Origin of the sequence: Asanoa ferruginea (genome assembly GCF_003387075.1) — a bacterium.
Lineage (GTDB): Bacteria > Actinomycetota > Actinomycetes > Mycobacteriales > Micromonosporaceae > Asanoa > Asanoa ferruginea.
In genome coordinates this window covers 1,389,884-1,410,623 of the sequence record NZ_QUMQ01000001.1, presented here as the reverse complement: position 1 = coordinate 1,410,623, position 20,740 = coordinate 1,389,884, and the positions used below count along the sequence as shown (strand labels likewise).

General features: G+C 72.5%; 21 protein-coding genes and 1 pseudogene. 12 read left to right on the top strand and 10 right to left on the bottom strand.

The genetic code is table 11. The features are described from left to right. Positions 1-31 precede the first annotated feature (31 nt). Positions 32-910 carry a prenyltransferase/squalene oxidase repeat-containing protein gene (locus tag DFJ67_RS06950; RefSeq protein ID WP_409362889.1) on the top strand — a complete coding sequence of 293 codons (879 nt, stop codon included), beginning with the start codon at positions 32-34 and terminating at the stop codon, positions 908-910. Here the strand turns inward: DFJ67_RS06950 and DFJ67_RS06945 are convergent. The 5 genes and pseudogenes from DFJ67_RS06945 to DFJ67_RS06925 all read right to left on the bottom strand — a co-directional run bounded on the left by DFJ67_RS06945 (position 903) and on the right by DFJ67_RS06925 (position 6,820). Next, on the bottom strand, positions 903-2,204 hold the full coding sequence (locus DFJ67_RS06945) for a DUF2252 domain-containing protein (RefSeq protein ID WP_116067123.1): 1,302 nt from the start codon (positions 2,202-2,204) through the stop codon (positions 903-905). The two genes, DFJ67_RS06950 and DFJ67_RS06945, sit on opposite strands and share 8 nt — an antisense overlap. 38 nt (positions 2,205-2,242) lie before the next feature. Next, the gene (locus DFJ67_RS06940) at positions 2,243-3,031 is read right to left on the bottom strand and encodes an SDR family NAD(P)-dependent oxidoreductase (RefSeq protein ID WP_116067122.1); all 789 of its coding nucleotides are present in this window, start codon (positions 3,029-3,031) and stop codon (positions 2,243-2,245) included. Between the two features lie 219 nt (positions 3,032-3,250). Then, positions 3,251-3,778: pseudogene (locus tag DFJ67_RS06935) on the bottom strand (NADH-quinone oxidoreductase subunit B); the annotation flags it as partial. Between the two features lie 176 nt (positions 3,779-3,954). Beyond that, positions 3,955-5,424 carry a pyridoxal phosphate-dependent decarboxylase family protein gene (locus DFJ67_RS06930; protein ID WP_116067121.1) on the bottom strand — a complete coding sequence of 490 codons (1,470 nt, stop codon included), beginning with the start codon at positions 5,422-5,424 and terminating at the stop codon, positions 3,955-3,957. Between the two features lie 10 nt (positions 5,425-5,434). Then, positions 5,435-6,820, bottom strand: coding sequence for an MFS transporter (locus DFJ67_RS06925; RefSeq protein ID WP_116067120.1), 1,386 nt, complete (start codon positions 6,818-6,820; stop codon positions 5,435-5,437). 94 nt (positions 6,821-6,914) lie between these two features. Here DFJ67_RS06925 and DFJ67_RS06920 point away from each other — a divergent pair, with 94 nt between their 5' ends. Then, entirely contained in the window at positions 6,915-8,306 is a 1,392-nt protein-coding gene (locus tag DFJ67_RS06920) for a gamma-glutamyltransferase (RefSeq protein ID WP_308442484.1), read from the top strand. On the opposite strand, the gene DFJ67_RS06915 is transcribed toward DFJ67_RS06920, so the two are convergent. Beyond that, positions 8,294-8,608, bottom strand: a complete 315-nt coding sequence (locus DFJ67_RS06915; protein ID WP_116067118.1) for an MGMT family protein — start codon at positions 8,606-8,608, stop codon at positions 8,294-8,296. The two genes, DFJ67_RS06920 and DFJ67_RS06915, sit on opposite strands and share 13 nt — an antisense overlap. Positions 8,609-8,620: 12 nt before the next feature. On the opposite strand from DFJ67_RS06915, the gene proB reads away from it, so the two are divergent. Further along, positions 8,621-9,778, top strand: coding sequence for a glutamate 5-kinase (proB, locus tag DFJ67_RS06910; protein WP_116067117.1), 1,158 nt, complete (start codon positions 8,621-8,623; stop codon positions 9,776-9,778). Positions 9,779-9,791: 13 nt separating this feature from the next. Continuing rightward, positions 9,792-11,036 carry a glutamate-5-semialdehyde dehydrogenase gene (locus DFJ67_RS06905; protein WP_239097036.1) on the top strand — a complete coding sequence of 415 codons (1,245 nt, stop codon included), beginning with the start codon at positions 9,792-9,794 and terminating at the stop codon, positions 11,034-11,036. Here DFJ67_RS06905 and DFJ67_RS06900 read toward each other — a convergent pair. Further along, complete coding sequence (locus tag DFJ67_RS06900; protein ID WP_116067115.1) at positions 11,033-12,082, bottom strand: glucose 1-dehydrogenase; 1,050 nt, start codon at positions 12,080-12,082, stop codon at positions 11,033-11,035. The two genes, DFJ67_RS06905 and DFJ67_RS06900, sit on opposite strands and share 4 nt — an antisense overlap. A gap of 90 nt (positions 12,083-12,172) precedes the next feature. Here DFJ67_RS06900 and DFJ67_RS43695 point away from each other — a divergent pair, with 90 nt between their 5' ends. Then, complete coding sequence (locus DFJ67_RS43695; RefSeq protein WP_116067114.1) at positions 12,173-13,081, top strand: bifunctional helix-turn-helix transcriptional regulator/GNAT family N-acetyltransferase; 909 nt, start codon at positions 12,173-12,175, stop codon at positions 13,079-13,081. On the opposite strand, the gene DFJ67_RS06890 is transcribed toward DFJ67_RS43695, so the two are convergent. Both DFJ67_RS06890 and DFJ67_RS06885 read right to left on the bottom strand, forming a co-directional pair. Beyond that, positions 13,074-13,814: a hypothetical protein gene (locus tag DFJ67_RS06890; RefSeq protein ID WP_116067113.1), complete on the bottom strand. Its 741-nt coding sequence runs from the start codon at positions 13,812-13,814 to the stop codon at positions 13,074-13,076. The two genes, DFJ67_RS43695 and DFJ67_RS06890, sit on opposite strands and share 8 nt — an antisense overlap. Continuing rightward, positions 13,807-14,331: a SigE family RNA polymerase sigma factor gene (locus tag DFJ67_RS06885; RefSeq protein ID WP_116067112.1), complete on the bottom strand. Its 525-nt coding sequence runs from the start codon at positions 14,329-14,331 to the stop codon at positions 13,807-13,809. Before DFJ67_RS06885 ends, DFJ67_RS06890 begins: the two co-directional genes overlap by 8 nt. Positions 14,332-14,410: 79 nt before the next feature. Between DFJ67_RS06885 and DFJ67_RS42550 the strand changes: the two genes are divergently transcribed. Further along, positions 14,411-14,587, top strand: a complete 177-nt coding sequence (locus DFJ67_RS42550; protein WP_170215754.1) for a hypothetical protein — start codon at positions 14,411-14,413, stop codon at positions 14,585-14,587. Here the strand turns inward: DFJ67_RS42550 and DFJ67_RS06880 are convergent. Continuing rightward, a complete protein-coding gene (locus DFJ67_RS06880; protein ID WP_116067111.1) occupies positions 14,584-15,570 on the bottom strand; it encodes an isopenicillin N synthase family dioxygenase in 987 nt (328 codons plus the stop codon). The two genes, DFJ67_RS42550 and DFJ67_RS06880, sit on opposite strands and share 4 nt — an antisense overlap. 22 nt (positions 15,571-15,592) lie before the next feature. Between DFJ67_RS06880 and DFJ67_RS06875 the strand changes: the two genes are divergently transcribed. The 6 genes from DFJ67_RS06875 to DFJ67_RS06850 all read left to right on the top strand — a co-directional run bounded on the left by DFJ67_RS06875 (position 15,593) and on the right by DFJ67_RS06850 (position 20,698). Beyond that, positions 15,593-16,162 carry an NADH-quinone oxidoreductase subunit C gene (locus DFJ67_RS06875; protein ID WP_116067110.1) on the top strand — a complete coding sequence of 190 codons (570 nt, stop codon included), beginning with the start codon at positions 15,593-15,595 and terminating at the stop codon, positions 16,160-16,162. Then, positions 16,162-17,121, top strand: coding sequence for a complex I subunit 1/NuoH family protein (locus tag DFJ67_RS06870; RefSeq protein WP_116075767.1), 960 nt, complete (start codon positions 16,162-16,164; stop codon positions 17,119-17,121). Before DFJ67_RS06875 ends, DFJ67_RS06870 begins: the two co-directional genes overlap by 1 nt. Beyond that, positions 17,118-17,531: an ester cyclase gene (locus DFJ67_RS06865; RefSeq protein ID WP_116067109.1), complete on the top strand. Its 414-nt coding sequence runs from the start codon at positions 17,118-17,120 to the stop codon at positions 17,529-17,531. The genes DFJ67_RS06870 and DFJ67_RS06865 overlap by 4 nt, the downstream gene beginning before the upstream one ends. A gap of 104 nt (positions 17,532-17,635) precedes the next feature. Continuing rightward, complete coding sequence (locus DFJ67_RS06860) at positions 17,636-18,886, top strand: sensor histidine kinase (protein WP_239097025.1); 1,251 nt, start codon at positions 17,636-17,638, stop codon at positions 18,884-18,886. Next, a complete protein-coding gene (locus DFJ67_RS06855) occupies positions 18,876-20,006 on the top strand; it encodes a hypothetical protein (protein ID WP_116067108.1) in 1,131 nt (376 codons plus the stop codon). Before DFJ67_RS06860 ends, DFJ67_RS06855 begins: the two co-directional genes overlap by 11 nt. Continuing rightward, positions 19,976-20,698, top strand: a complete 723-nt coding sequence (locus DFJ67_RS06850; protein ID WP_116067107.1) for a response regulator transcription factor — start codon at positions 19,976-19,978, stop codon at positions 20,696-20,698. Before DFJ67_RS06855 ends, DFJ67_RS06850 begins: the two co-directional genes overlap by 31 nt. The last annotated feature ends 42 nt before the right edge of the window (positions 20,699-20,740 follow it).

Here is a 20,740-nt window from a genome sequence, read left to right as displayed (position 1 = left end):
TTTCTGGGTTTCAAACCAGTCCGACGGGTCGTTGACCTTGGCCAACCGCTTGAAGCGGAATCGCATTTCCGGCGGTACCGTTTCGGCCGTGGTGGATCTGGACGCGGCTATCGGCTTCATCGTCGCCCATGGCGACGCGGTCGACCGTGCCCGCCTGTCCTGGCTGCGGGTCGGCGCACCGCCCCAACCGGCGATCCTCGACGACGCCGAGGTCGGCCAGGCGCCCGACGGCGGCTGGCCGGCGATCTGGGGCGGCGACGTGGCGTCGGTCGACGCGACCTGCTTCCGCCTAGCCGAGCTCGACGACCTCGGTGCGCTTGGCCGCCCGGCGGCCCGCCGCGCCCTCGACTGGCTCGCCACCTGCCAGCGCCCCGACGGGAGCTGGGAGGAAGACGAGTCGCTGAGCGGTTGGGCACCACCCTGGGCCACCCCCGGTGACCCGGAGGCCCGCCTCTACCTGACCGCCAACGCCGGGTTCTGGCTCACCGTCGCCGGCCACGACGCGCGCCCGGCGGGCCCGCTCGACCACCGGCCGGGCGGCGTCTACGCCGGTGTCGTGCACGGCGCGGCCCAGGCGCTGGTCGCGGCCGTCAACCCCGACGGGAGCTGGGCCTCGTTCCTGGCCACCAGCTGGCTCGGCGCCGCCGTGCTCTACCGCCAGGAGCTCTACTACGAGTCGGCCCGGATCCAGGTCATGCTGACCGACCGGGTTCGCGAGATGACCCCCTCCGACGTCACGGCGATGGCGTCGGCGCTGCGCCGGGTCGGCCTCTCGACCGACGACACGCTGCTCACCGCCGCCCGCCGCCGGCTGGCCGAGACACAGCGCAGCGACGGCGGGTGGGCCAGCGACGACGGCGAGGCGTTCAACGTGCACACCACGCTGGCAGCGTTCAGGGCGTTCAGGTAAGGCCCGGCACCCGGCCGTTGCGGAACAGGTCGACGAAGATCTGGTGGTCTTCGCGGGCGCGTACGCCATAGCTGTGCGCGAATTCGACCAGATGCGCGACGAACCCGCGCTCGTCCTTGTCGACCGCCGCCACGATCGCCTCCTCGGTGGAGAAGTCGACCAGGTCGTGGCTCGACTCGTCGTCGGCGACCGAGTGCATCCGGGCCACCGCCCGGCCCAGGTCGGCGACCACGCCGGCCAGCTCGTCGGGCTCGTTGACGTCGGACCAGTCGAGGTCGGCGGCGTAGGGCGAGACCTCGGCGACGAGCTGCCCGATGCCGTCGAGCTCGGTGTAGCCCAGCCACGAGTCGGCGTGCGCCTGCAACGCCCGCTGCGACTCGGCCGTCCGGTGGCCCTGGTGGCGGAAGTAGCCGCTGACCCGGCCGTCGGTGATGTGCCGGGCCACGGCCGGCACCTGGGCCTGCTTCATGTAGATGACGACGTCGTTCTCGAGCGCCTGGGTGTGCCCCTCGAGCAGCAGGTTGTAGGACGGCAGGCCGGCCGAGCCGATCCCGACGCCCTTGCGCAGCACCACGTCCTTGATCCGGGTGGCCACCGACCGCTGCGTCGGCAACGTGGCGAGGTAGCCGTCGAACGCCGCGCACACCGCCTCGCGCCGCGCGTCGTCGATCTCGAAGACGCCGTCGACGAGCGCGAACCGGCGCTCGTAGTTGTCGATCGTGGTCTGCTGGTCGAGCATCGCCACCCGGGTGCTCAGCCGGGCCTGCTGGAGCACGGTGCGCAGCACGCCGTCGGCGTTGGCCAGGGTGATCGAGCCGATCGCGTCGTCGCCGCCGGCCGCGATCGCCCGCAGCTCGGTCAGGTAGGCGTCGGCGAACCGGCCGACCAGCTCGCTGATCGCGTCGTCGGAGAGCGCCTTGGCGTAGCCGATCAGCGCGATGCTGGCCGCGAAGCGCTTGAGGTCCCAGGAGAACGGGCCGACGTAGGCCTCGTCGAAGTCGTTGACGTTGAAGACCAGCTCGCCCGAGCCGTTCATGTAGGTGCCGAAGTTTTCCGCGTGCAGGTCGCCGTGGATCCACACCCGGCTGGTGCGCTCGTCGAGGAAGCGGTCGTCGGCGAACTCGCCGATCAGGTCGGCGTAGAACACCGCGGCACTGCCCCGGTAGAACGCGAACGGCGAAGCCGCCATCTTGCGGAACTTGCGCCGGAAGGCGGCCGGGTCGAGGGCCATCAACTGGCCGAACTCGGTGGTCAACACGTCCACCAATTGGGTGGAACGCCGTTCGTTGGTCATGCGCCGAACGCTAGACCTCGCCCGCCACCCCGGTCATGTCAGGATTCCGTCAACTCGGCCGCGCGGGCGGCGAGCGCGGCCCGGAACGCCGGGTCGTAGGCCTGCGGCCGGACCCGCTCCTCGCGCAGGCCGTCGAAGTAGCGGCCGGTGACGCCGTCGAGCGCCGGATCCTCGACCAGCCGCAGCGTCGCGCGTAGCCCCTGCTCGAGGCTGTCCCGCGGGGCGAACTCCGCGACCTTCACCAGGGTGGTCGGCATCAGCGTCGCCGGGTGCAGGCAGTTGACCGTGATGCCGGTGCCGGCGAGTTGCTCGGCGAGGTCGAACGTGTCGCAGATCATCGCCAGCTTCGCCCGACGGTAGGCCCGAATTCCGTCGTACCCGTGCGCCATCATCAGATCGTCGAGGTCGATGTCGGCCTGGCCGACCGACGCGACGTTGACGATCCGGGCCCGCGCTGGCTTTCGCAGCAAGGGCAAGAGCAACCGGGAGAGGAGGTAGGGGGCCAGGTAGTTGACGGCCAGTCGCAACTCGATGCCATCGCTGGTCAGCTCGCGTGCCGCGCCCGGCGCGCCGAAGCCAACGCCGGCGTTGTTGACGAGCACGTCGAGCCCGTCGACGTGGTCTGCCACGGCGGCCGCCAAACCACGGACCGCGGTGCGGTCGGAGAGGTCGGCCCGCAACGGCACGCCACCGGTCTCGCGCGCGACGGCTTCGAGCCGTTCCGCGTGCCGGCCGTGCAGCAGCAGATCATGCCCCTGGGAAGACAACGCCAATGCCAGCGCGCGCCCAAGCCCATCGGACGCGCCGGTGATGAGGATCCGTGCCATTCAGTCGCGGTCCTCGCCGGAAGGGTGGTGATAGTCGACCGTGTCCGAAGCCAGCGGCACCGCGTCGTCGCCGAACGGTGCCGAGGCGCCGGCCCGGTTGCCGGTGAACTCGCGCACCGGCAGCGTCCCGTCGGGACCGAGCGGCGCGGCCAGTGGCAACGGCTGCGGGTGGGTCCAGTTGACGCCCTCGGGCAACACGACCTGCGTGCGGGCGCCGGCGGGCGGCGGCACGAGCGGGGCGGTCAGCGCCTCGCGCGCGGCCAGCGGATCAGGGCGCGGGGTGCCACCCGGGCCGGCGGGCTCTCCTGCGATCTTGTCCTGGAGGCGCAGGATGCCGTGCATCAGCGCCTCGGGCCGGGGTGGGCACCCGGGGACATACACGTCGACGGGGATGATCTGGTCGACGCCCTTGGTGACCGAGTAGGAGTCCCAGTAGGGGCCGCCGCAGTTGGAGCAGGCACCGAACGAGATGACGTATTTCGGCTCGGGCATCTGGTCGTAGAGCCGCTTGATCGCCGGCGCCATCTTGTCGGTCACCGTGCCGGAGACGACCATCAGGTCGGCCTGGCGCGGCCCGTGTGCGAACGGGATCACCCCGAGCCGCATGAAGTCGTGCCGGCCCATGCTGCTGGCGATGAACTCGATGGCGCAGCAGGCCAGGCCGAAGTTGAAGACCCAGAGCGAGTAGCGCCGGCCCCAGTTGAGCACGAACCGGATCGGCTCTCCGAGGACCGCGGGCAGTTCCACGATTCCCAGGTTAGGGCCTCTGCGGTGGATCAGGGTAGTGACCCGGCGAGGTCCAGACGGCGTCCGGGTGCGCGCGGAGGTCGGTCGGATACCGGTGTTGTATCTGGCTGGCCTCCGCGTGCGGCCGGACGCCGTCTGGGCCCGGCGGGGCGCTGCCATGATCCACCGCAGAGGCCCTAATCGAATGCCGGGCGTTGCAGCAGGCCCAGGAACTCGACGAGCAGCCGCTCACGCACGGCGACCGGCGCGGCGTCGAGCAGGGCGTTGACCACGGCCATCCGCTCGGGCAGGGGGCCGCCCTCGCCGCCCATGCCCAGCGCACCGGCCAGCGCCGCCACCACGTCGCCGGTCAGCTGCGCCGGGTCGAGGCCGGTCACCGTCGCGAGCACCTCGGCCGGTAGCTGGACCGGGCCGAGCGGGCGGGCCGCCGCGACGGCGTCGGCCAGCGCGGTCGCGAACTCGGCCACGTGCGGCGCGACGGCCGCGGTGACCGTGAGGTGGATGCTCGCTGGCAGGTCGCCGTAGTGCATCTGGGGCTGGGTGTGGAAGCCGCGCGCGGTGAGTTCGTCGGCCAGCACGAACAGGTCCGGGCCGCCGGGCTCGGCGGTCATGCAGACGACGGTCGAGGAAGCCGGTGCCATCAGGCGCAGCCCATCGACCGCCTCGACCGCGGCGGCCAGGCCCTGCACGGCCTCCCGGGTGGTCGCGGCCAGCCGCAGGTAACCGTCGTCGCCGATCCGGCGCAGGGTGGCGTAGGCCGCCGCGATCGGGCCGCCGGAGCGGGTCGACGAGACACCCGGGTTGATCATCGTGTAGCCCGGCCAGTCGCCGAACGCGAAATACTGCGGCGCGCGCAGCGCCGGGTCGCGGTGCAGCAGGATCGAAGTGCCTTTCGGCGCGTACGCGTATTTGTGCAGGTCGACCGAGATAGACGTGACGCCGGGCACGGAAAAGTCGAACGGCGGCAGGTCGGCCCCGAGCCGGCGCAGGTAGGGCAGCACCCAGCCGCCGAAGCAGGCGTCGACGTGGCAGCGCACCCCGGCCGCGGTGGCGACCTTGGCGATCTCTTCGACCGGATCGACGACACCATGGGCGTAGGAAGGTGCCGAACACGCCACCAGCACCGTGTCGGCGGTGATCGCGGCCGCGACATCGGCAGCCGAGGGCCGCAGCGTCACCGGGTCCACCGGCACCGCGTCGAGCCGTACGCCCAGGTAGTGCGCCGCCTTCGCGAACGCCGCGTGCCCGGTGACCGGCACGACGATGCGCGGCGCGACGATCGACGGGTGCGCGTCGCGGGCGGCCTTCACCGCGAGGATCAGCGACTCGGTGCCGCCGCTGGTGACGTTGCCCACCACGTCCGGTGCGCTGCTCCCGGGACCGCCACCGAGGAGCTTGGCGGCCGCACCGACCAGCGCGTTCTCCATCGCCAGCAGCGACGGGAACGCGGTCGGGTCGAGGCCGTTGACCGGCGCCGAGATCGCGTGAGCCGCGTTGGCCAGGTCGTCGAGCCCGGCCAGCCCGGGGTCGTAGACGTAGGCGAACAGCCGTCCGCCGTGGGTCGGCTGGTCGGCGCGGCGCAGCGCGCACAACTCGTCGAGGATCTCCTGCGCCGGCACACCCTGCTCCGGCAACGCGTCGGCCATGGTGGAAACGCTAGTTGACCGTGGCACCAACCGACGCACCGACCGTCGCACGCAACTTGGCCTCGGTCAGGTCGTAGCCGCGCATCAGCAGCACCGCCAGCCCGACCAGCACCCCGGGCAGCACCGTGAAGCCGAGCAACACGCCCAGCCGGGCGGTGCTGTCCTGCGGCGCGGCGTTGCCCGAGGTCGACGAGACGTAGCCGAAGATCTGGAGCACCAGCAGGTAGATGCCCGGGCCGAGCGCGAGGCCGAACGTCTCGCCCGCGGTCCACAGGCCGGTGAACACGCCGGCCTGCCGCTTGCCGGTGCGGGCGGTGTCGTAGGCGATGCAGTCCGGCAGCATCGCCAGGCCGAAGACCTGCTGCCCGGCATAGGCCATGCCGAGCACCCCGACGATCACGTAGACGGCCACCGCGGGCAGCACCGGCGCGAGCACCAGCAGGATGGCGCCGGCGGCGAACAGCAGGGACGCCCGCACGAACGCCCGCGCCTTGCCGACCCGGGCGCCGACCCGGGTCCAGATCGGCATCACCAGCAGGGCCGGGCCGACGAAGCAGGCGAACAGGACGGTCGGCCCGGTGTCGGGGGAGTAGAGCACGTGGTCGGCGAAATATTGCACGCCGGCCAGGATCATCGCGATCCCGGCCGCCTGGATCACGAAGCAGATCAGCAGCAGCCGGAAGGGCCGGTTGCGGGACGCCACCGCGAGTTGGGCCCGCAGCGACGGTTCGCTCTCCCGGACCGTGCCGGTCGGCGCGCCCGACGTGCCGACGAAGACCGCGATCGTGCCGACCACGATCAGCGCGGCCACGAACAGGCCCATCCAGCGATAGCCGGGGATCCCGTCGCCACCCATGTTGACCACCAGCGGGGCGATCGCGCCGGAGACCAGGATGGCCACCGCCAGCACCGCGACCCGCCAGGTCAACAGCCGGGTCCGCTCGCTGTAGGAGTCGGTCAGCTCAGCCGGCATCGCCACATAGGGCACCTGGAAGAAGGCGTACGCCGTCGCGGCCAGCAGGAAGGCCAACGCCACATAGCCACCGCGCCCGGAGCCGAACGGCGCCGCGAAGATCGCCGCGAACAGCACGGCCAGGACCAGACCACCCACCAGGAGGTACGGGCGGCGCGCGCCCCACCGGCCCCGGGTGCGGTCGGAGATCCGCCCGGCGACCGGGTTGACCAGCACGTCCCAGGCCTTCGGGGCCCACACCAACACGCCGGCCAACCAGGCCGCCACGCCCAGCGTGTCGGTCAGGTAGGGCGCCAGCAGCAACCCCGGCACGGTGCCGAACGCGCCGGTCACCAGCGAACCGAGCGCGTACCCGGCGTGCACCCGGCGCGGAAGCGGGGTACCCGAATGGGTGATCGCCGGTTGGGGTGGCTGCGCGTCCATGAGGCGGGATGTTAACCATCCACCGGCCCTCGCGGGGGATTTACTTTACGCTGCGGCGCGAGCGCGACGATTGGGACAGAAGGGGGTGGTGCCGGTGAAAGCCGGTGTAGCGGCCGGGCATCCGGCAACCACCGAGGTCGGCCTGCGGATCCTGGCCGCGGGCGGTTCCGCGGCCGACGCGGCGGTGGCCGCGGTGCTCGCGTGCTCGGCTTCGGAGAGCGTGCTGACCGGGATCGGCGGCGGCGGCTTCGCCACCTTCTACGACGCCGCCCACCGCACGGTCACCTGTCTCGACTTCTTCTGCTCGATCCCGGGGCTCGACGGCGACGTCAAGCCACAGCCGATGCTGCCGATAGAGGTGACCTTCGGTGGCGTGCCGATGCCCTACTCGATCGGCGGGCCCAGCGTCGGCATCCCCGGGGTGCCGGCCGGCTGCGGCGAGGTGCACCGCCGCTGGGGCCGGATGCCCTGGCACGAGGTCGTCGAGCCGGCGATCCTGCTGGCCCGGGCCGGTGTGGCGCTGCCCGAGGCGCAGGCCCGCACGCTGGTCAGCGTCGCGCCGGCGCTGACTCCGGGCGACGGCGGCGAGATCTACGCGCCGGGCGGCCGGTTGCTGCGCGGCGGCGAGACGCTGCACCACCCGGGCCTCGACAAGGCGCTCGACGGACTGGCCGACGAAGGTCCGTCGATCTTCTACACCGGCCGTTACGGCGACGCCCTGGTCGACGCGGTCCGCTCGACCGGCGGTGCGATCGGCCCCGCCGACCTGGCCGCCTACGAGGTGTTGGAGCTACCGGTCGCGCATGCCCGGCTGGCCGGCCGGCACGTCTACGCCCGCACCGACCTCAACGGCACCATCGCGACGATCAGCGCGCTGCCCGACCCGATCCAGGCGCTGCCCCGGCCGCGCCGGGCGGTGGCGGTGGCCGACGCGCTCCGCGAGTTCGGTCGTCCCCGGATCGGCGACACCACGAACGTGTCGGTGGTCGACGAGGAGGGCAACGCCTGCGTGATCACCACGACGCTCGGCATCGGCGCGGGCGTGTGGCTACCGGGGCTGGGCATCAACCTCAACTCGATGCTCGGCGAGGGCGAGCTGATCACCGAAGACATGGCGCCCGGCCAGCGGATGCAGTCGATGATGTGCCCGCTCGTGGTGATCGGCGACGACGGCGACCTGGTGCTGGCCGCCGGTTCGGCCGGTGCTTCGCGGATCCGCACCGCGCTGATCGACACGCTGCTCGGCGTGCTTGTCGACGGCCTCGACACCGAGACCGCCGTGGCCCGGCCCCGGTTCCACGTCGTCGACAACGCCGTACACGCGGAATTGGGTTATCCGGAGGACGAGTTGGCCGAGTTGGCCCGCGCCGGTTACACGATCGTGCAGTGGGAAGAGCTCAACCACTTCTTCGGCGGCGTCAGCGCGGTCGGCGTCGCCGGTGCCGGCGGTGACCCGCGCCGCGGCGGGACCGGTCAGCTGCTCTGATCGGGCCACCAGGCGGCTCGGGAGAGATCCACCCGGTCGCCCTTCATCGGCGTCGCCTCGCCGACCAGCCGGGCCAGCGCCTCACCCTCGTGGCCGGGCACGACGCGGCCGTTGGCGGCCACCACCCGGTGCCAGGGCGCGCTGCCGCCGTGTTTGGCCATGATCGACCCGACCAGCCGGGCCGAGGAGCGGCCCGACGCCTCGGAGAGATAGTCGGCGATCGCACCGTAGGACATCGCCCGCCCGGACGGGATGCGTTCGACCACCGCGAGCACTGCTTCCACGTACTCCTCCGGCTCCACGCAGGCCACACTATGGGATCTCGGCGTGGTCGCGCCTGGCCTACCGCGCAGAATGGACGCGTGCGTGAAGCAGTCACGGCGGCACGCCGCGTCGTCGTCAAGATCGGCTCGTCGTCGCTGACCACGGCCGACGGTGGGCTCGACGCACACCGGGTCGACGCCCTGGTCGACGTGCTGGCCGCGGCCGCCGGTGCGGGCCGCGAGGTGGTGCTGGTGTCGTCCGGCGCGATCGCCGCCGGCCTCGCCCCGCTCGGCATCCCGCGCCGGCCGCGCGACCTGGCCACCCAGCAGGCCGCCGCGTCGGTGGGCCAGGGCCTGCTGATCGGCCGCTACGCGGCAGGCTTCGCCCGGCACGGGCTGACCGTCGGCCAGGTGCTGCTGACCGCCGACGACGTGACCCGGCGGGCGCATTACCGCAACGCTTACCGCACCCTGCGCAAGCTGCTCGACTTCGGCGCCGTGCCGATCGTCAACGAAAACGACACGGTGGCCACCGACGAGATCCGGTTCGGCGACAACGACCGGTTGGCCGCCCTGGTGGCCGCCCTGATCGACGCCGAGTTGCTGGTGCTGCTCTCCGACGTCGACGCGCTCTACACCGGCGACCCGCGCAAGCCCGGCTCGCGCCGGATCGACGAGGTGCGCGGCGAAGACGACCTGACCGGTGTCACAGTCGGCGGCGCCGGGCGGGCCGGCATCGGCACCGGCGGCATGGTGACCAAGGTCGAGGCGGCCCGGATCGCGACCGGCTTCGGCATCCCGGTGGTGCTGACCGCCGCGCCGCACGCCGCCGCCGCGCTGTCCGGCGAGCCGGTCGGCACCTTCTTCCACGCCGGGCGGCAACGCCCGACGGCCCGACTCTTCTGGCTGGCCCATGCGACCTCGCCGCGCGGCCGGCTCCACCTCGACCCGGGCGCGGTGCAGGCGGTGGTCACCCGCCGCAAGTCGCTGCTGCCGGCCGGCATCACCGCGGTCGACGGGGTGTTCACCGCCGGCGATCCGGTCGACCTGGTCGACGTGTCGGGCGCGCCGGTCGCCCGCGGTCTGGTCAACTACGACGCGGTCGAGTTGCCGGCGCTGCTCGGCCGGTCGACCGGCGACCTGGCCGCCGAGCTGGGCCCCGGCTACGAGCGTGAGGTCGTGCACCGCGACGACCTCGTACTGTTGTGAAATGGAGGATCGGATGAGCGTCCGGGAGTTGGCGGAGCGGGCCCGGGTGGCGGCGGTCACCCTCGCGGCCACGCCGCGGGCGGTCAAGGACCGCGCCCTGCTCGGGATGGCCGACGCGCTGGTCGCCCGCGCGCCGGAGATCCTCGAAGCCAACGCCGCCGACCTGGCCGCCGGCCGCGAAGCCGGGCTCTCCGACGCGATCCTCGACCGGCTCGGGCTGACCCAGGCGCGGGTCGTCGCGATCGCCGGCGCGCTGCGCGAGATGGCCGCGCTGCCCGACCCGGTCGGCGAGGTGGTGCGCGGCTCGACGCTGCCCAACGGGCTCGAGCTGCGCCAGATCCGGGTGCCGTTCGGTGTGGTCGGCATGATCTACGAGGGCCGCCCCAACGTGACCGTCGACGCCGCCGGCATCTGCCTCAAGTCGGGCAACGCGGCCCTGCTGCGCGGCTCGTCGTCGGCCGCCAACTCCAACGCCGCCCTGGTGACCATCCTGCGCGAGGCGCTCGAGGTGGCCGGGCTGCCGGCCGACGCGGTGCAGTTGCTCGACTCGTCGACCCGCGACTCGGTCAAGGAGCTGATGCGCGCCCGCGGCCTGGTCGACGTGCTGATCCCGCGCGGCGGTGCGTCGTTGATCCGGGCCGTGGTCGAAGAGTCGACGGTGCCGGTGATCGAGACGGGGGTGGGCAACTGCCACGTCTACGTCGACGCGGCCGCCGACCTCGACAAGGCGGTGGCGATCGCGCTCAACTCCAAGACCCAGCGACTGTCCACCTGCAACACCGCCGAGTCGCTGCTGGTGCACGCCGACGTGGCCGACGCGTTCCTGCCCCGGATGTTGGCCGCGTTCGCGGAGGCCGGGGTGACCGTGCACGGCTCGCCCGAGGTGGCCGCACACTCCGCCGACGTGGTGCCGGCAACCGACGACGACTTCGCGACCGAATACCTCTCGGCCGACATCTCCGCCGCGGTGGTGCCGTCGCTGGCCGCCGCGGTCGACCACATCCGCCGCTACGGCACCCAGCACACGGAGGCGATCGTGACCGAGTCGCTGGGCGCGGCGCGCGAGTTCGTCGCCTCGGTCGACGCGGCCGCGGTGATGGTCAACGCGTCGACCCGGTTCACCGACGGCGGCGAGTTCGGCTTCGGCGCCGAGATCGGCATCTCGACGCAGAAGCTGCACGCCCGCGGCCCGATGGGCCTGCCCGAGCTGACCTCCACGAAATACGTGGTGACCGGCGACGGCCAACTACGCGGCTAGCTGGTGCTGAACTCCACGACGACCTTGATGTCGCCGTCGTGGATGGCGTACGCCTCGGCGTAGTCTTCGACCGGCACCCGGCGGGTGATCAGCCGGCTCAGCCACTTCTTGTTGGCGTCGGCCAGCGCGTCGGCGCCCGCCTTCCAGTGCCGGGCGTTGGCGTTGACCGAGCCGAAGACGACGTTGTTCTCCAGCACCAGCGCCCGGTTGAGCGCGCCGGCGTCGACCGGGATCTGGTGGCCGCCGGTGGACACGCCGGTCAGGCAGACCACGCCGCACGGGCCGACCACGTCCATCGCGCCGAACACCAGCGAGGCCGCGCCGGTGCACTCCAGCACCAGGTCGGGCGTGAAGCCGAGGTCGCTCAGCGGCCGGCTGTGGTAGGTCGCGCCAAGGTCGTGGGTGAGCTGCGGCTTGGGCCCGTCGGTGGCCAGGTCGAGCACGTGCACCTCGAGGCCGCGCTGCCGGCCCAGCAGGGCGGCCAGCAGGCCGATCGGGCCGGCACCGGTGACCAGCACGTTCGCCGGCTCCCAGGGGTCGCGCTCGGTGAACCGGTCGATCAGCTCCCAGGCCTTGGCGACCACGCTGGTCGGCTCCAGCAGCACACCCAGGATGCCGAGCGACCGGTCGAGCTTGACCGCGTGCCCGGGCTCGATCCGCCAGCGGTCGCGGGCGAACCCGTCGAGGCCCTTGATGCCGTGCTCGGTGTATTGGCCGTTGCGGCACATGTCCCACTCGCCGGCCGCGCAGTTGGGGCACGGCACCGGGTCGGGATGGCGGACGATGCCGGCGACCAGGTCGCCGAACTCCAGCGTCCCGGTCGGGTCCTCGATCACCCGGCCGAGCGACTCGTGCCCGATGACCAGCACCTCTTCGCCGGGCGGGGCCTCGCCGTAGTCGGCCGCGATGATCTCCCGGTCGGTGCCGCACACGCCGACCGCGACGGCCTCGACCAGCAGCGCGCCCTCGCGCTCGTCGGGCTCGCTGAAGTCCTGGCTCAGCCGCAGCGAGTCCTTCTTGCCGGGTGTCACGGTCAGTGCCCGCATAGGACCATCTTGCTGTCCCGCGCCCCCTTGCGCACGGAAACCCCACCCGCCTAACCTTTGCCTGAGTCAACGAATCAGTTGAGGTGGGCAATGACCGTCGAGCCGGTGGCGCGGGTCCGCGCCTTCAACCGCTTCTACACCCGCGTGATCGGTGTCCTCGGCGAAGGCCTGCTCGACACCAGCTACTCGCTCAGCGAGGCGCGGGTGCTCTTCGAGCTGGCCCAGGCCGACGCCGTCGAGGTGGTCGACCTGCGCCGCGGGCTCGGCCTCGACGCCGGCTACCTCAGCCGCGTGCTGACCCGGTTCGAGACCGACGGTTTGCTCGACCGCTCCCGCTCGGCCGCCGACGGCCGACGGCAGGTCGTGGCGCTCACCGAGGCCGGCCGGGCCGCCGCCCGCGACATCGACGCGCGGTCGCGCACCGAGGTCGGCACCCTGCTCGAGCCGCTCGAAGAGGGCCAGCGCCGGCGGCTGCTCGGCGCGATGGACGCGATCCAGGACGTGTTGGGGCCGGCGCCCCGGTCGAGCCTGGTGGTGCTCCGTCCGCCGGTCGCCGGCGACCTGGGTTGGATCGTCCGGCGGCACGGCGAGCTCTACGCCACCGCACACGGCTGGGACGCCGGGTTCGAGGCCTACGTCGCGAGAATTCTGGGCGCGTTCGGCGCCGGCCCCCGCGAGGCACTCTGGATCGCCGAGATCGACGGCGCCCCGGTCGGCTCGATCATGTGCGCGCGCGATGACGACGAGACCGCGCGGTTGCGGATCCTGCTGGTCGAGCCGGCCGTCCGGGGCATCGGGCTGGGCCGCCGGCTGGTCCACGAGTGCCTGCGGTTCGCGCGCCAGGCCGGCTACCGCCGGATCGTGCTGAGCACCTACGACGCGATGGCCGAGGCACGCCGGATCTACGAGCGGGTCGGCTTCCGCCTCGCCTCCGCGCGCCCGGTGCACGAGTTCGGTGCCGACCTGGTCGACGAGGTGTGGGCGATGGACCTCAACTGAGGCAGAGCTCGCCGTCTTCGCTGGCCACGATCGCGCCGCTGGGGAACGGCTCGACGACGTCGGCCGGCAGGGTCGACGGGATCGGCGGGTCGGCCCGGAGCACATACCAAGGGCCGACGCACGTCGGTGACTCGCGCAGGGTGGCGGTCGCCCGGGGCCGGCCGGCGGTCAGCGTCAGCCGGTCGGAGGCGAAGAGCTTCTGCGAGCCGTCGCGTTGCGTCTCATAGGTGACCCAGGAGATCGCGATCTCGTCGCCCGAGCAGACCGGCCCCGCGACGATCACCAGATCGGTGCCGTTTGCCGACGCCTTCACCGTCGAGGTGCAGGGCGGAGGCGGCACGGGCGTGGTGACCTGCTGGGTCGGCGGCGGGGCGCTGTGGGCGCGTTCGTCGACGCCGGTCTGCGTCGGGGTGGCGGTCGCGTGTGACTGGCCGGAAGCGGGTAGCGGCGGGCCCGGCAGCGGCAGCGCGCTCGGGGAGACCGTGGTGGTCACGGGCGGCGGATCGGCGACGTCGACGGCCGGCCGGTCGAGCGCCGGGAGTTGAGCCAGCCCGAGCACACCGGCGACCGCGACCGCGGCCGCCGCCGTGGCACCGAGCCGGCGCTGCCGGCGCCGCCGGACGGTCTCCCGCACCGACCCGACGCCGGGCGGCCGGAGCAGGTGGTCGACCGACCCGGTCAGCTCCGCGAACGCGTCCCGGACCCGGTCGTCGGTGGGCGGCAGGTCAAGCACTGCGCACCTCCTGGCTCGCCGTGACGTCGTCGTCGGTCAGCCGCAGCGCGAGCGCCGCGCGGCCGCGGTGCAGCCAGGACTTGACCGTGCCCTCGGCCGCGCCGGTCAGCTCGGCGATCTCGGCGATCGAGACATCGGCCAGGTAGAACAGCACCACCGCCTGGCGCTGCCGCTCGGGCAGGCTGGCCAGCGCCGCTCGCAGGGCCACCCGGTCGGGCCCGGGCCCGGGGGAGTGCTCCTCGCGGGCGCCTCTGGTCAGGTGGAGCAACCGCCGGGCCCGCCGCCAGCGGCTGGTCGCGAGGTTCCACGCCACCCGGCGCACCCAGGCGCCCGGATCATCCAGTGTGGACCACCGCGGCCAGGCCTTGCAGAACGCTTCCTGCACCACGTCCTGCGCCTCAGCCAGGTCGCCCGTGTGGGCGAACAGCTGATGCGTGAGTGGGCGGAACCACGCGGCATAGAACTCCGCGAAGTCGGGCTTGTCGGGCACGACACCCCCGTGGTCGACGGCACTCACAGATTAGCTGGTCGATGCCGCAGTGCTCATTGTGGTAATTCGGCCGACGCCGGGCCGCCGGTGGGTGAAACTGAGAGCCATGACGCGGTCGCGACAAATCAACGGCTCGCAATCCCGTCGACTGGTCCAGGACCCGTGCGACGACGAGAGCTGCCCCAGCTGCTACGGCGACCCCTCGCGGGCCGACACGCTGCGCCGATCCGGTCCGCTGCCGGATCGCAAGCACCGCCTCGACGAGCGCCCCGAGACCGACTAGCCGGGTTTCTTCGCCGCCGCGAAGAGGTCCGGGAACACCTTGGCCACCTTGGCTGTCAGATAGTCGCCATAGGTGCCGGTGAACGCCACCGGGTCCGCGCCGTCCCAGCGCGGCTCACCGGTCGCCGTCGTGCGCGCCCGGCCGGGCAGCGGCGGCACCTCCGCGCGAAAATCCGGATCGAAGAAGAAGGGGTACGAGAGCCGCTCGTTGCCGCTCACGTTGCGCACCCGGTGCAGGGTGGAGCGATACCACCCGCCGGTGAGCCGTTCGAGCATGTCGCCGATGTTGCAGACGAACGTGCCCGGTAGCGGCGGCGCGTCGACCCAGCCGCTCGGCGTACGCACCGAAAGGCCGCCGTTCTGGTCCTGGGCCAGGAGGGTCAGCAGGCCATAGTCGGTGTGCTCGCCGACGCCCCAGTCGTCGGCCTCGGGCGCCTGCGGCGGGTAGTGGAAGATCCGGAACAGCACCGTGGGCACCCGGGTGTAGCCGGCCGCGAAATAGTCGGCCGGCAGGTCAAGGCTCAGCGCGACGCCGCGCAAGACGTCCTGGGCCACCGCCGTCAGCGCGGCCAGATAGTCGAGTACCGCGGCCCGCAACTCGGGCACCTCCGGCGGAAACAGGTTGCGGCCGTGCAGCGGCAGGCCGGCGCGCGGATCGCCGTCGGTCAACTCCTCGCCGAAGTAGAGGCCTTCCTTGCGGTCCGGCCGGCCGGCGGTCAGCTCGCCGCCGAGCGGGAAGTAGCCCCGCCAGGCCGGCCCGGCGTGCCGCATCGCGATCGCCAGCTTCTCGCCGTCGGGCCGGGCGAAGAACGTCCGGGCCGCCGCGTCGAGCCGCTCGACCAGGCCGGCCGGCACACCGTGCCCGGCGACGTAGAAGAATCCGGTGTCCCGGCAGGCCGACTCGATCTCCCGGGCCACCGTCGCGGCGTCGCCGCCGGTCCGCAGCGGCTCGACATCGATCACCGGCAGCCTCGTCTGTGTCATGCCGAAAGCCTAGGATCTCGACATGACCCCGGAGGAGATCGGAACGCGGCTGGTCGAGCTGGTCGCCGGCGACGCCTCCGTCTCGGGCGGCAACGCACACTCCCGGGCGACGGTCGACGTGCCGCCCGGCGACTGGGCCGAGGCGATCCGGGCCGCCCGCGACGACGCGGAGCTCGCCTGCGACTTCTTCGACTGGCTCTCCGCCGTCGACGAGCTCGACGACGGCTTCGCGGTGGTCGCACACCTCTGGTCGACCGGTCACCGGCACGGCCTGCTGCTGCGCACCCGCGTGCCGCGCGCCGAGCCGGTGGTCGACACGATCGTGTCGATCTTCCCGGGCGCGGCCTGGCACGAGCGCGAGACCCACGAGATGTTCGGCATCGACTTCGCCGGCCACCCCGACCTCAAGCCGCTGCTGCTGCCACCCGAGTTCGAGGGCCACCCGCTGCGCAAAGAGTTCGTCCTGGCCTCCCGGGTCGCCAAGGCGTGGCCGGGCGCCAAGGAGCCGGGGGAGAGCGAGGCCGGCACCAGCAAGCGCGCGCCGATGCGGCCGCCGGGCGTGCCCGCGCCGGGCGAATGGGGGCCGGCCTGATGCCGCTCTGGCTGGAGGTCCTCATCCGCGTGGTCGGCGTCGTCGCCGCCTTCCTGATCCTCCCGCTGGTCGTCGGCCAGACCGAGCACAAGGTGATGGCACACATGCAGGGCCGGCTCGGCCCGATGTATGCCGGCGCCTTCCACGGCTGGGCCCAGCTCATCGCCGACGGCATCAAGTTCGTGCAGAAGGAAGACGTCACGCCGGCCGCGGCCGACCGGGCGGTGTTCCGGCTGGCACCGATGGTCGCCCTGGTGCCCTACCTGCTGGTGCTGCTCGTGGTGCCGCTCGGCCCGGGCGACCTGGTCGGGCAAAATCTCGACGTCGGCCTGTTCTTCGTCCTGGCCGTGCTCGGCGTCGGCGTGGTCGCCGTGCTCATGTCGGCCTGGGCCTCGGCCAACAAATACAGCCTGCTCGGTGGCCTGCGCGGCGCCGCACAGCTCCTCGGCTACGAGCTGCCGATGGTGCTCGCCGCGGCCAGCGTCGCGATGGCGGCCGGCACGCTGAGCCTGACCGGCATCGTCGAGGCGTGGCGGCCGTGGTGGCTGCTCTGGCAGCTCCCGGCGCTGCTGGTCTTCTTCGTCGCCGGCCTCGCCGAGATCCGCCGGCCGCCGTTCGACATGCCGATCGCCGACTCCGAGCTGGTGTTCGGCTACCTGACCGAATACACCGGCCTGCGGTTCGCGTTCTTCCTGCTCGCCGAATACGTCGGCATCGTGGTGATAGCGGCGCTGACCACCACGCTGTTCCTCGGCGGGTGGAAGGGGCCGCTCGACGGCCAGCTCGGCTGGCTGTGGACCCTCGTCAAGATCTTCGCGGTCGCCTTCGTGGTGATCTGGTTCCGGGTCGCCTACCCGCGCCTGCGCGAAGACCAGCTCCAGCGGCTGTGCTGGCTGGTCCTGGTGCCGGTGTCGCTGGGCCAGCTCGTGCTGACCGCCGCGGTGCGGGTGGCCCTGTGACCGCCGCCGACCGCGAGGCGCTGGTGCGCCGGCTGATCGCCGATGTCTGGAACGGCGCCCGCGAGGCCACCGCACACGAGGTGATCGCGCCCGACTGCCCGGGCCTGGGTGGAAGCGGCCCCGACGGGGTGCTCGCGTGGCACCAGGAGCGCCGGGTGTCCTTTCCGGACCTGCGCTACAAGGTTGTCGACCTGATCGTCGCCGGTGACCGGGCGGCGGTGCACTGGCGCGCCGCGGGCACCCAGATGGGCCAGTTCGGTCCGGTCGCGCCGACCGGCACGGTGGTCAGCTACTCCGGCGCGACGTTCTTACGCTTCGATGCCGAGGGGCGGATCGCCGACGTGTGGAGCGTCAACGAACTGTTCCAACTGCTCCAGCAACTTGGCGTGGAGATGTTGCCACCCGCCTGACAGGCGAAATCTTGGGGAAGGCCTGACAATAGCCAACCCTGCGGCGACCGTACGCTCGCAATGCGTGGTTAAATGCCCGCATCGACACGCGTCTGGGTGCGTCGGTGCCCAACCACAGTCTCCGGCGACCGCATTCCGGGCCGCCCGATCGCCCGTGGCTGCGGCCCGAGCCGATCTCCCTGGCGCCGGTGCCCGAGCCGCCCGACGCGGAGCCGACCGCCAACCCCGCGAGTGTCGCGCTGGCCCGGGTCTATGCCCTGTTCCCGGCCGCGATCCGGCTGAGCTGTGGTGTCGCCGTCGCGGTCGTGGCCCTCGCGGTGCGGACGCCGCCGGTGCAGGCCGTGCCGCTCGCGCTCGCCGTCGTCGCGCTGACCATCTGGTCCTACGTGTTCTACCGCCAGGCCGTCGACAACGGCATCCGGGCCTGGGTCGTGCTGGTCGACAGCGCGCTGACCATCGTCGCCTGCCTGGCGATGGGGGTGCTGGTCGCGCGCACCGTGATGCCCGGCGGCGTGAGCTGGGTCGCCGTGCTGGCCAGCACATCGATCATCACCGCGCCGTTCGCGCTGCGGATGGCGCACGGCATCCTGGTCGGCCTGACCATCGCGGCCGCCTACTGCGCCGGCGCGCTCATCGCGGGCCAGCAGGAGGAGGCGATCAGCCACTCGGCGGTGCTGGTCGTGCAGACCTTCCTGGCGATCGGGCTGGTCTACCTGACCCGGCGCAGCACCCGGGCGGCCGACGGCGTGTTCGCCGCCTACCAGCGCACCCACCGCGAGTCGGTGATCGCGCGCGCCGCCCGCGAGGCCGAGCGCAAGCAAAACCGCGACCTGCACGACACCGTGCTGTCCACGCTGACCATGGTCGGCCTGGGCGGTGTCGCGGCGCAGTCGCCGATGCTGCGCGCCCGGGCCTCTTCCGACCTGCGGACCCTCTTCGACCCGGTCCGCCGGCCGGTGCTCGACCCGGCCGCGAAGGTCTCCCTCGACGAGCGGCTCCGGTTGATCGTCGAGCGCTACGAGGGCTACCCCCTGACGGCCGCACTCGAGCCGTGCCTGGTGCCGTCGGCCGTGGCCGACGCGATCGCCGAGAGCGCCGACGCCGCGCTGTCCAATGTGGTGCGGCACGGCGAGGGCTCGGTCGCCTGGCTGCGCCTGCACCAGACCCGCGAGGCCGTCGTGGTCGAGGTGATCGACGTCGGTCCCGGCTTCGACATGGCCACGATCCCGTCCTACCGCTACGGCATCCGCGAGTCGATCATGGCCCGGATGGCGGCGGTGGATGCCACCGTCCGGATCGACACCGCGCCCGGCAACGGCACGCGCATCCACCTGGAGTGGGCCAATGTCGGCTGAACGCCTGCTGCGAGCCGGCACCGCCGTGGTGGCCACCGCCGACCGGGGTGGCCGGATCGCCGCCGTCGGCATCGCGTTCGGCTGGCACTTCGCGGTCAACGTGCCCGGCATCGCCAGCGGCTGGACCGACTACCGGGTGCCGTGGGCCTCGGCCGCCGGCTGGGTGCTGTTCACCGTCGTCGGCGTGCTCGCCACCGCGCGGCTGTTCTACGGCTTCGCCGTGCCGGTCATCCCGCTGCTGACCGTCCTGCTGATCGTCGACGTCCTGGTCATCGCGGTCACCCCCGACGGCCACATGTTCGACACCCCCAACTGGGCCTGGGGCACGATCGGCTGGTTCGCGCTGCTGCTGCTCTATGACCGGGGCATGGTCGCGCTGGTGACCGTGCTCGCGCTGAACGCCCTCTTCGGCCTGGTCGGAGTCGTCGCCGCCAGCACCGAGGCGCAGGGCGCGGCCGACCTGAGCCGTTTCGTCATGTATATCTACGGCACCGGCGTGCTGCCGATCGCGCTGATGGCGGCGATGGGCGTGCTGCGCGACACGGCCGAAAAGGCCGCGGCCACCGAGGCCGCCCGCGCGGCGCTGGAGTCCGAGCGGCTCGGCGCGGTGCACGCCCAGCGCGAGCGCCAGGACCGGCTCGGCATCGTCTCCGAGGCCGCCGGTGCGCTGCTGCACGATCTCGCCACCGGCCGCGCCGACCCCGCCGACCTCGACGTGCAGCGGGCCTGTGCGCTGGCCGCCGGCCGGCTGCGCCGGTTGATCGCCGAGTCCGACGACGTCCCCGACCCGCTGCTGCACGAGCTGCGCGCCTGCGTCGACGTGGCCGAGCGGCAGGGCGTCCCGGTCGACCTCATCGCGGTCGGTGAGCTGCCCACCCTCGACGTCGCCATCCGGCGCCGGCTGGCCGAGCCGCTCGCGGCGACGCTGGCAACGGCGCGGCACTGGGCGCGGGTGACGGTGGTAGCGCAGCCCGACGAGGTGGTGGTCAGCCTGACCACACCGGCGACGGCGGGACCGGCCTCGGAGTCCTACTCCTGGCCCATGGACGGCGTAGTGGACTACTGGTACGAGCGGGACGAGGAACTGGTATGGACGCAGACACGATGGCGGGCGGCATGACGTACGGGTCGGGGGCGGCACGGGTGTCGGTGGCGATCGTCGACGACCATCCCGTGGTGCTCGAGGGAGTGCGCTCGTGGCTGTCGGCCGACCCGCGGCTGGAGGTCGTCGCGACCGGCGACAACGTCGAGGCGGTGCGCTCCGCCGCCCGGGCCGACGTGATCCTGCTCGACCTGCGGCTGCACGGCCGGATGGCGGTCGACGAGGTGAGCGAGCTGAGCGCGGCCGGGCAGCGGGTGGTGGTCTACTCCGAGCACCACGAGCCCAACACGATCCTGGCCGTGCTCGACGCGGGCGCGGTGGCGTTCCTGGCCAAGCACGAGGGGCGCGACCACTGCGTCGAGACCGTGCTGGCCGCGGCGGCCGACCGGCCCTACGTGCCGCCGTCGCTGGCCGGCGCGATGGTCGGCGACCGGCGCAGCAGCCGGCCGGCACTGTCCGAGAAGGAGCGCGAGGCGCTGCTGCTGTGGTTCCAGTCGATGTCGAAGGCGTCGGTGGCCAAGCGGATGCAGATCAGCGAGCACACCGTGAAGCAATACGTCGACCGCGCGCGGATCAAATACGCCCGTGCGGGGCGGCCGGCGGCGACCAAATCGGCCCTGTTGGCGCGGGCGATCGAAGACGGGTTGATCCGGCCCGAGGAGATCGGGACTTACCGGTCATACGCGTCACCCGATCGGCCATTGCCCTAGCCGGCCGATCGACCGACCCCCGGTTGACTGTCATGACACAGC

Excerpts from the sequence above, each read along its gene's own strand:
- DFJ67_RS06945 (WP_116067123.1), bottom strand. The coding sequence starts at position 2,204 with ATGACCAACGAACGGCGTTCCACCCAATTGGTGGACGTGTTGACCACC.
- DFJ67_RS06940 (WP_116067122.1), bottom strand. The coding sequence starts at position 3,031 with ATGGCACGGATCCTCATCACCGGCGCGTCCGATGGGCTTGGGCGCGCG.
- DFJ67_RS06930 (WP_116067121.1), bottom strand. The coding sequence starts at position 5,424 with ATGGCCGACGCGTTGCCGGAGCAGGGTGTGCCGGCGCAGGAGATCCTC.
- DFJ67_RS06925 (WP_116067120.1), bottom strand. The coding sequence starts at position 6,820 with ATGGACGCGCAGCCACCCCAACCGGCGATCACCCATTCGGGTACCCCG.
- proB (WP_116067117.1), top strand. The coding sequence starts at position 8,621 with ATGGGATCTCGGCGTGGTCGCGCCTGGCCTACCGCGCAGAATGGACGC.
- DFJ67_RS06905 (WP_239097036.1), top strand. The coding sequence starts at position 9,792 with ATGAGCGTCCGGGAGTTGGCGGAGCGGGCCCGGGTGGCGGCGGTCACC.
- DFJ67_RS06900 (WP_116067115.1), bottom strand. The coding sequence starts at position 12,082 with ATGCGGGCACTGACCGTGACACCCGGCAAGAAGGACTCGCTGCGGCTG.
- DFJ67_RS43695 (WP_116067114.1), top strand. The coding sequence starts at position 12,173 with ATGACCGTCGAGCCGGTGGCGCGGGTCCGCGCCTTCAACCGCTTCTAC.
- DFJ67_RS42550 (WP_170215754.1), top strand. The coding sequence starts at position 14,411 with ATGACGCGGTCGCGACAAATCAACGGCTCGCAATCCCGTCGACTGGTC.
- DFJ67_RS06880 (WP_116067111.1), bottom strand. The coding sequence starts at position 15,570 with ATGACACAGACGAGGCTGCCGGTGATCGATGTCGAGCCGCTGCGGACC.
- DFJ67_RS06875 (WP_116067110.1), top strand. The coding sequence starts at position 15,593 with ATGACCCCGGAGGAGATCGGAACGCGGCTGGTCGAGCTGGTCGCCGGC.
- DFJ67_RS06870 (WP_116075767.1), top strand. The coding sequence starts at position 16,162 with ATGCCGCTCTGGCTGGAGGTCCTCATCCGCGTGGTCGGCGTCGTCGCC.
- DFJ67_RS06855 (WP_116067108.1), top strand. The coding sequence starts at position 18,876 with ATGTCGGCTGAACGCCTGCTGCGAGCCGGCACCGCCGTGGTGGCCACC.
- DFJ67_RS06850 (WP_116067107.1), top strand. The coding sequence starts at position 19,976 with ATGGACGCAGACACGATGGCGGGCGGCATGACGTACGGGTCGGGGGCG.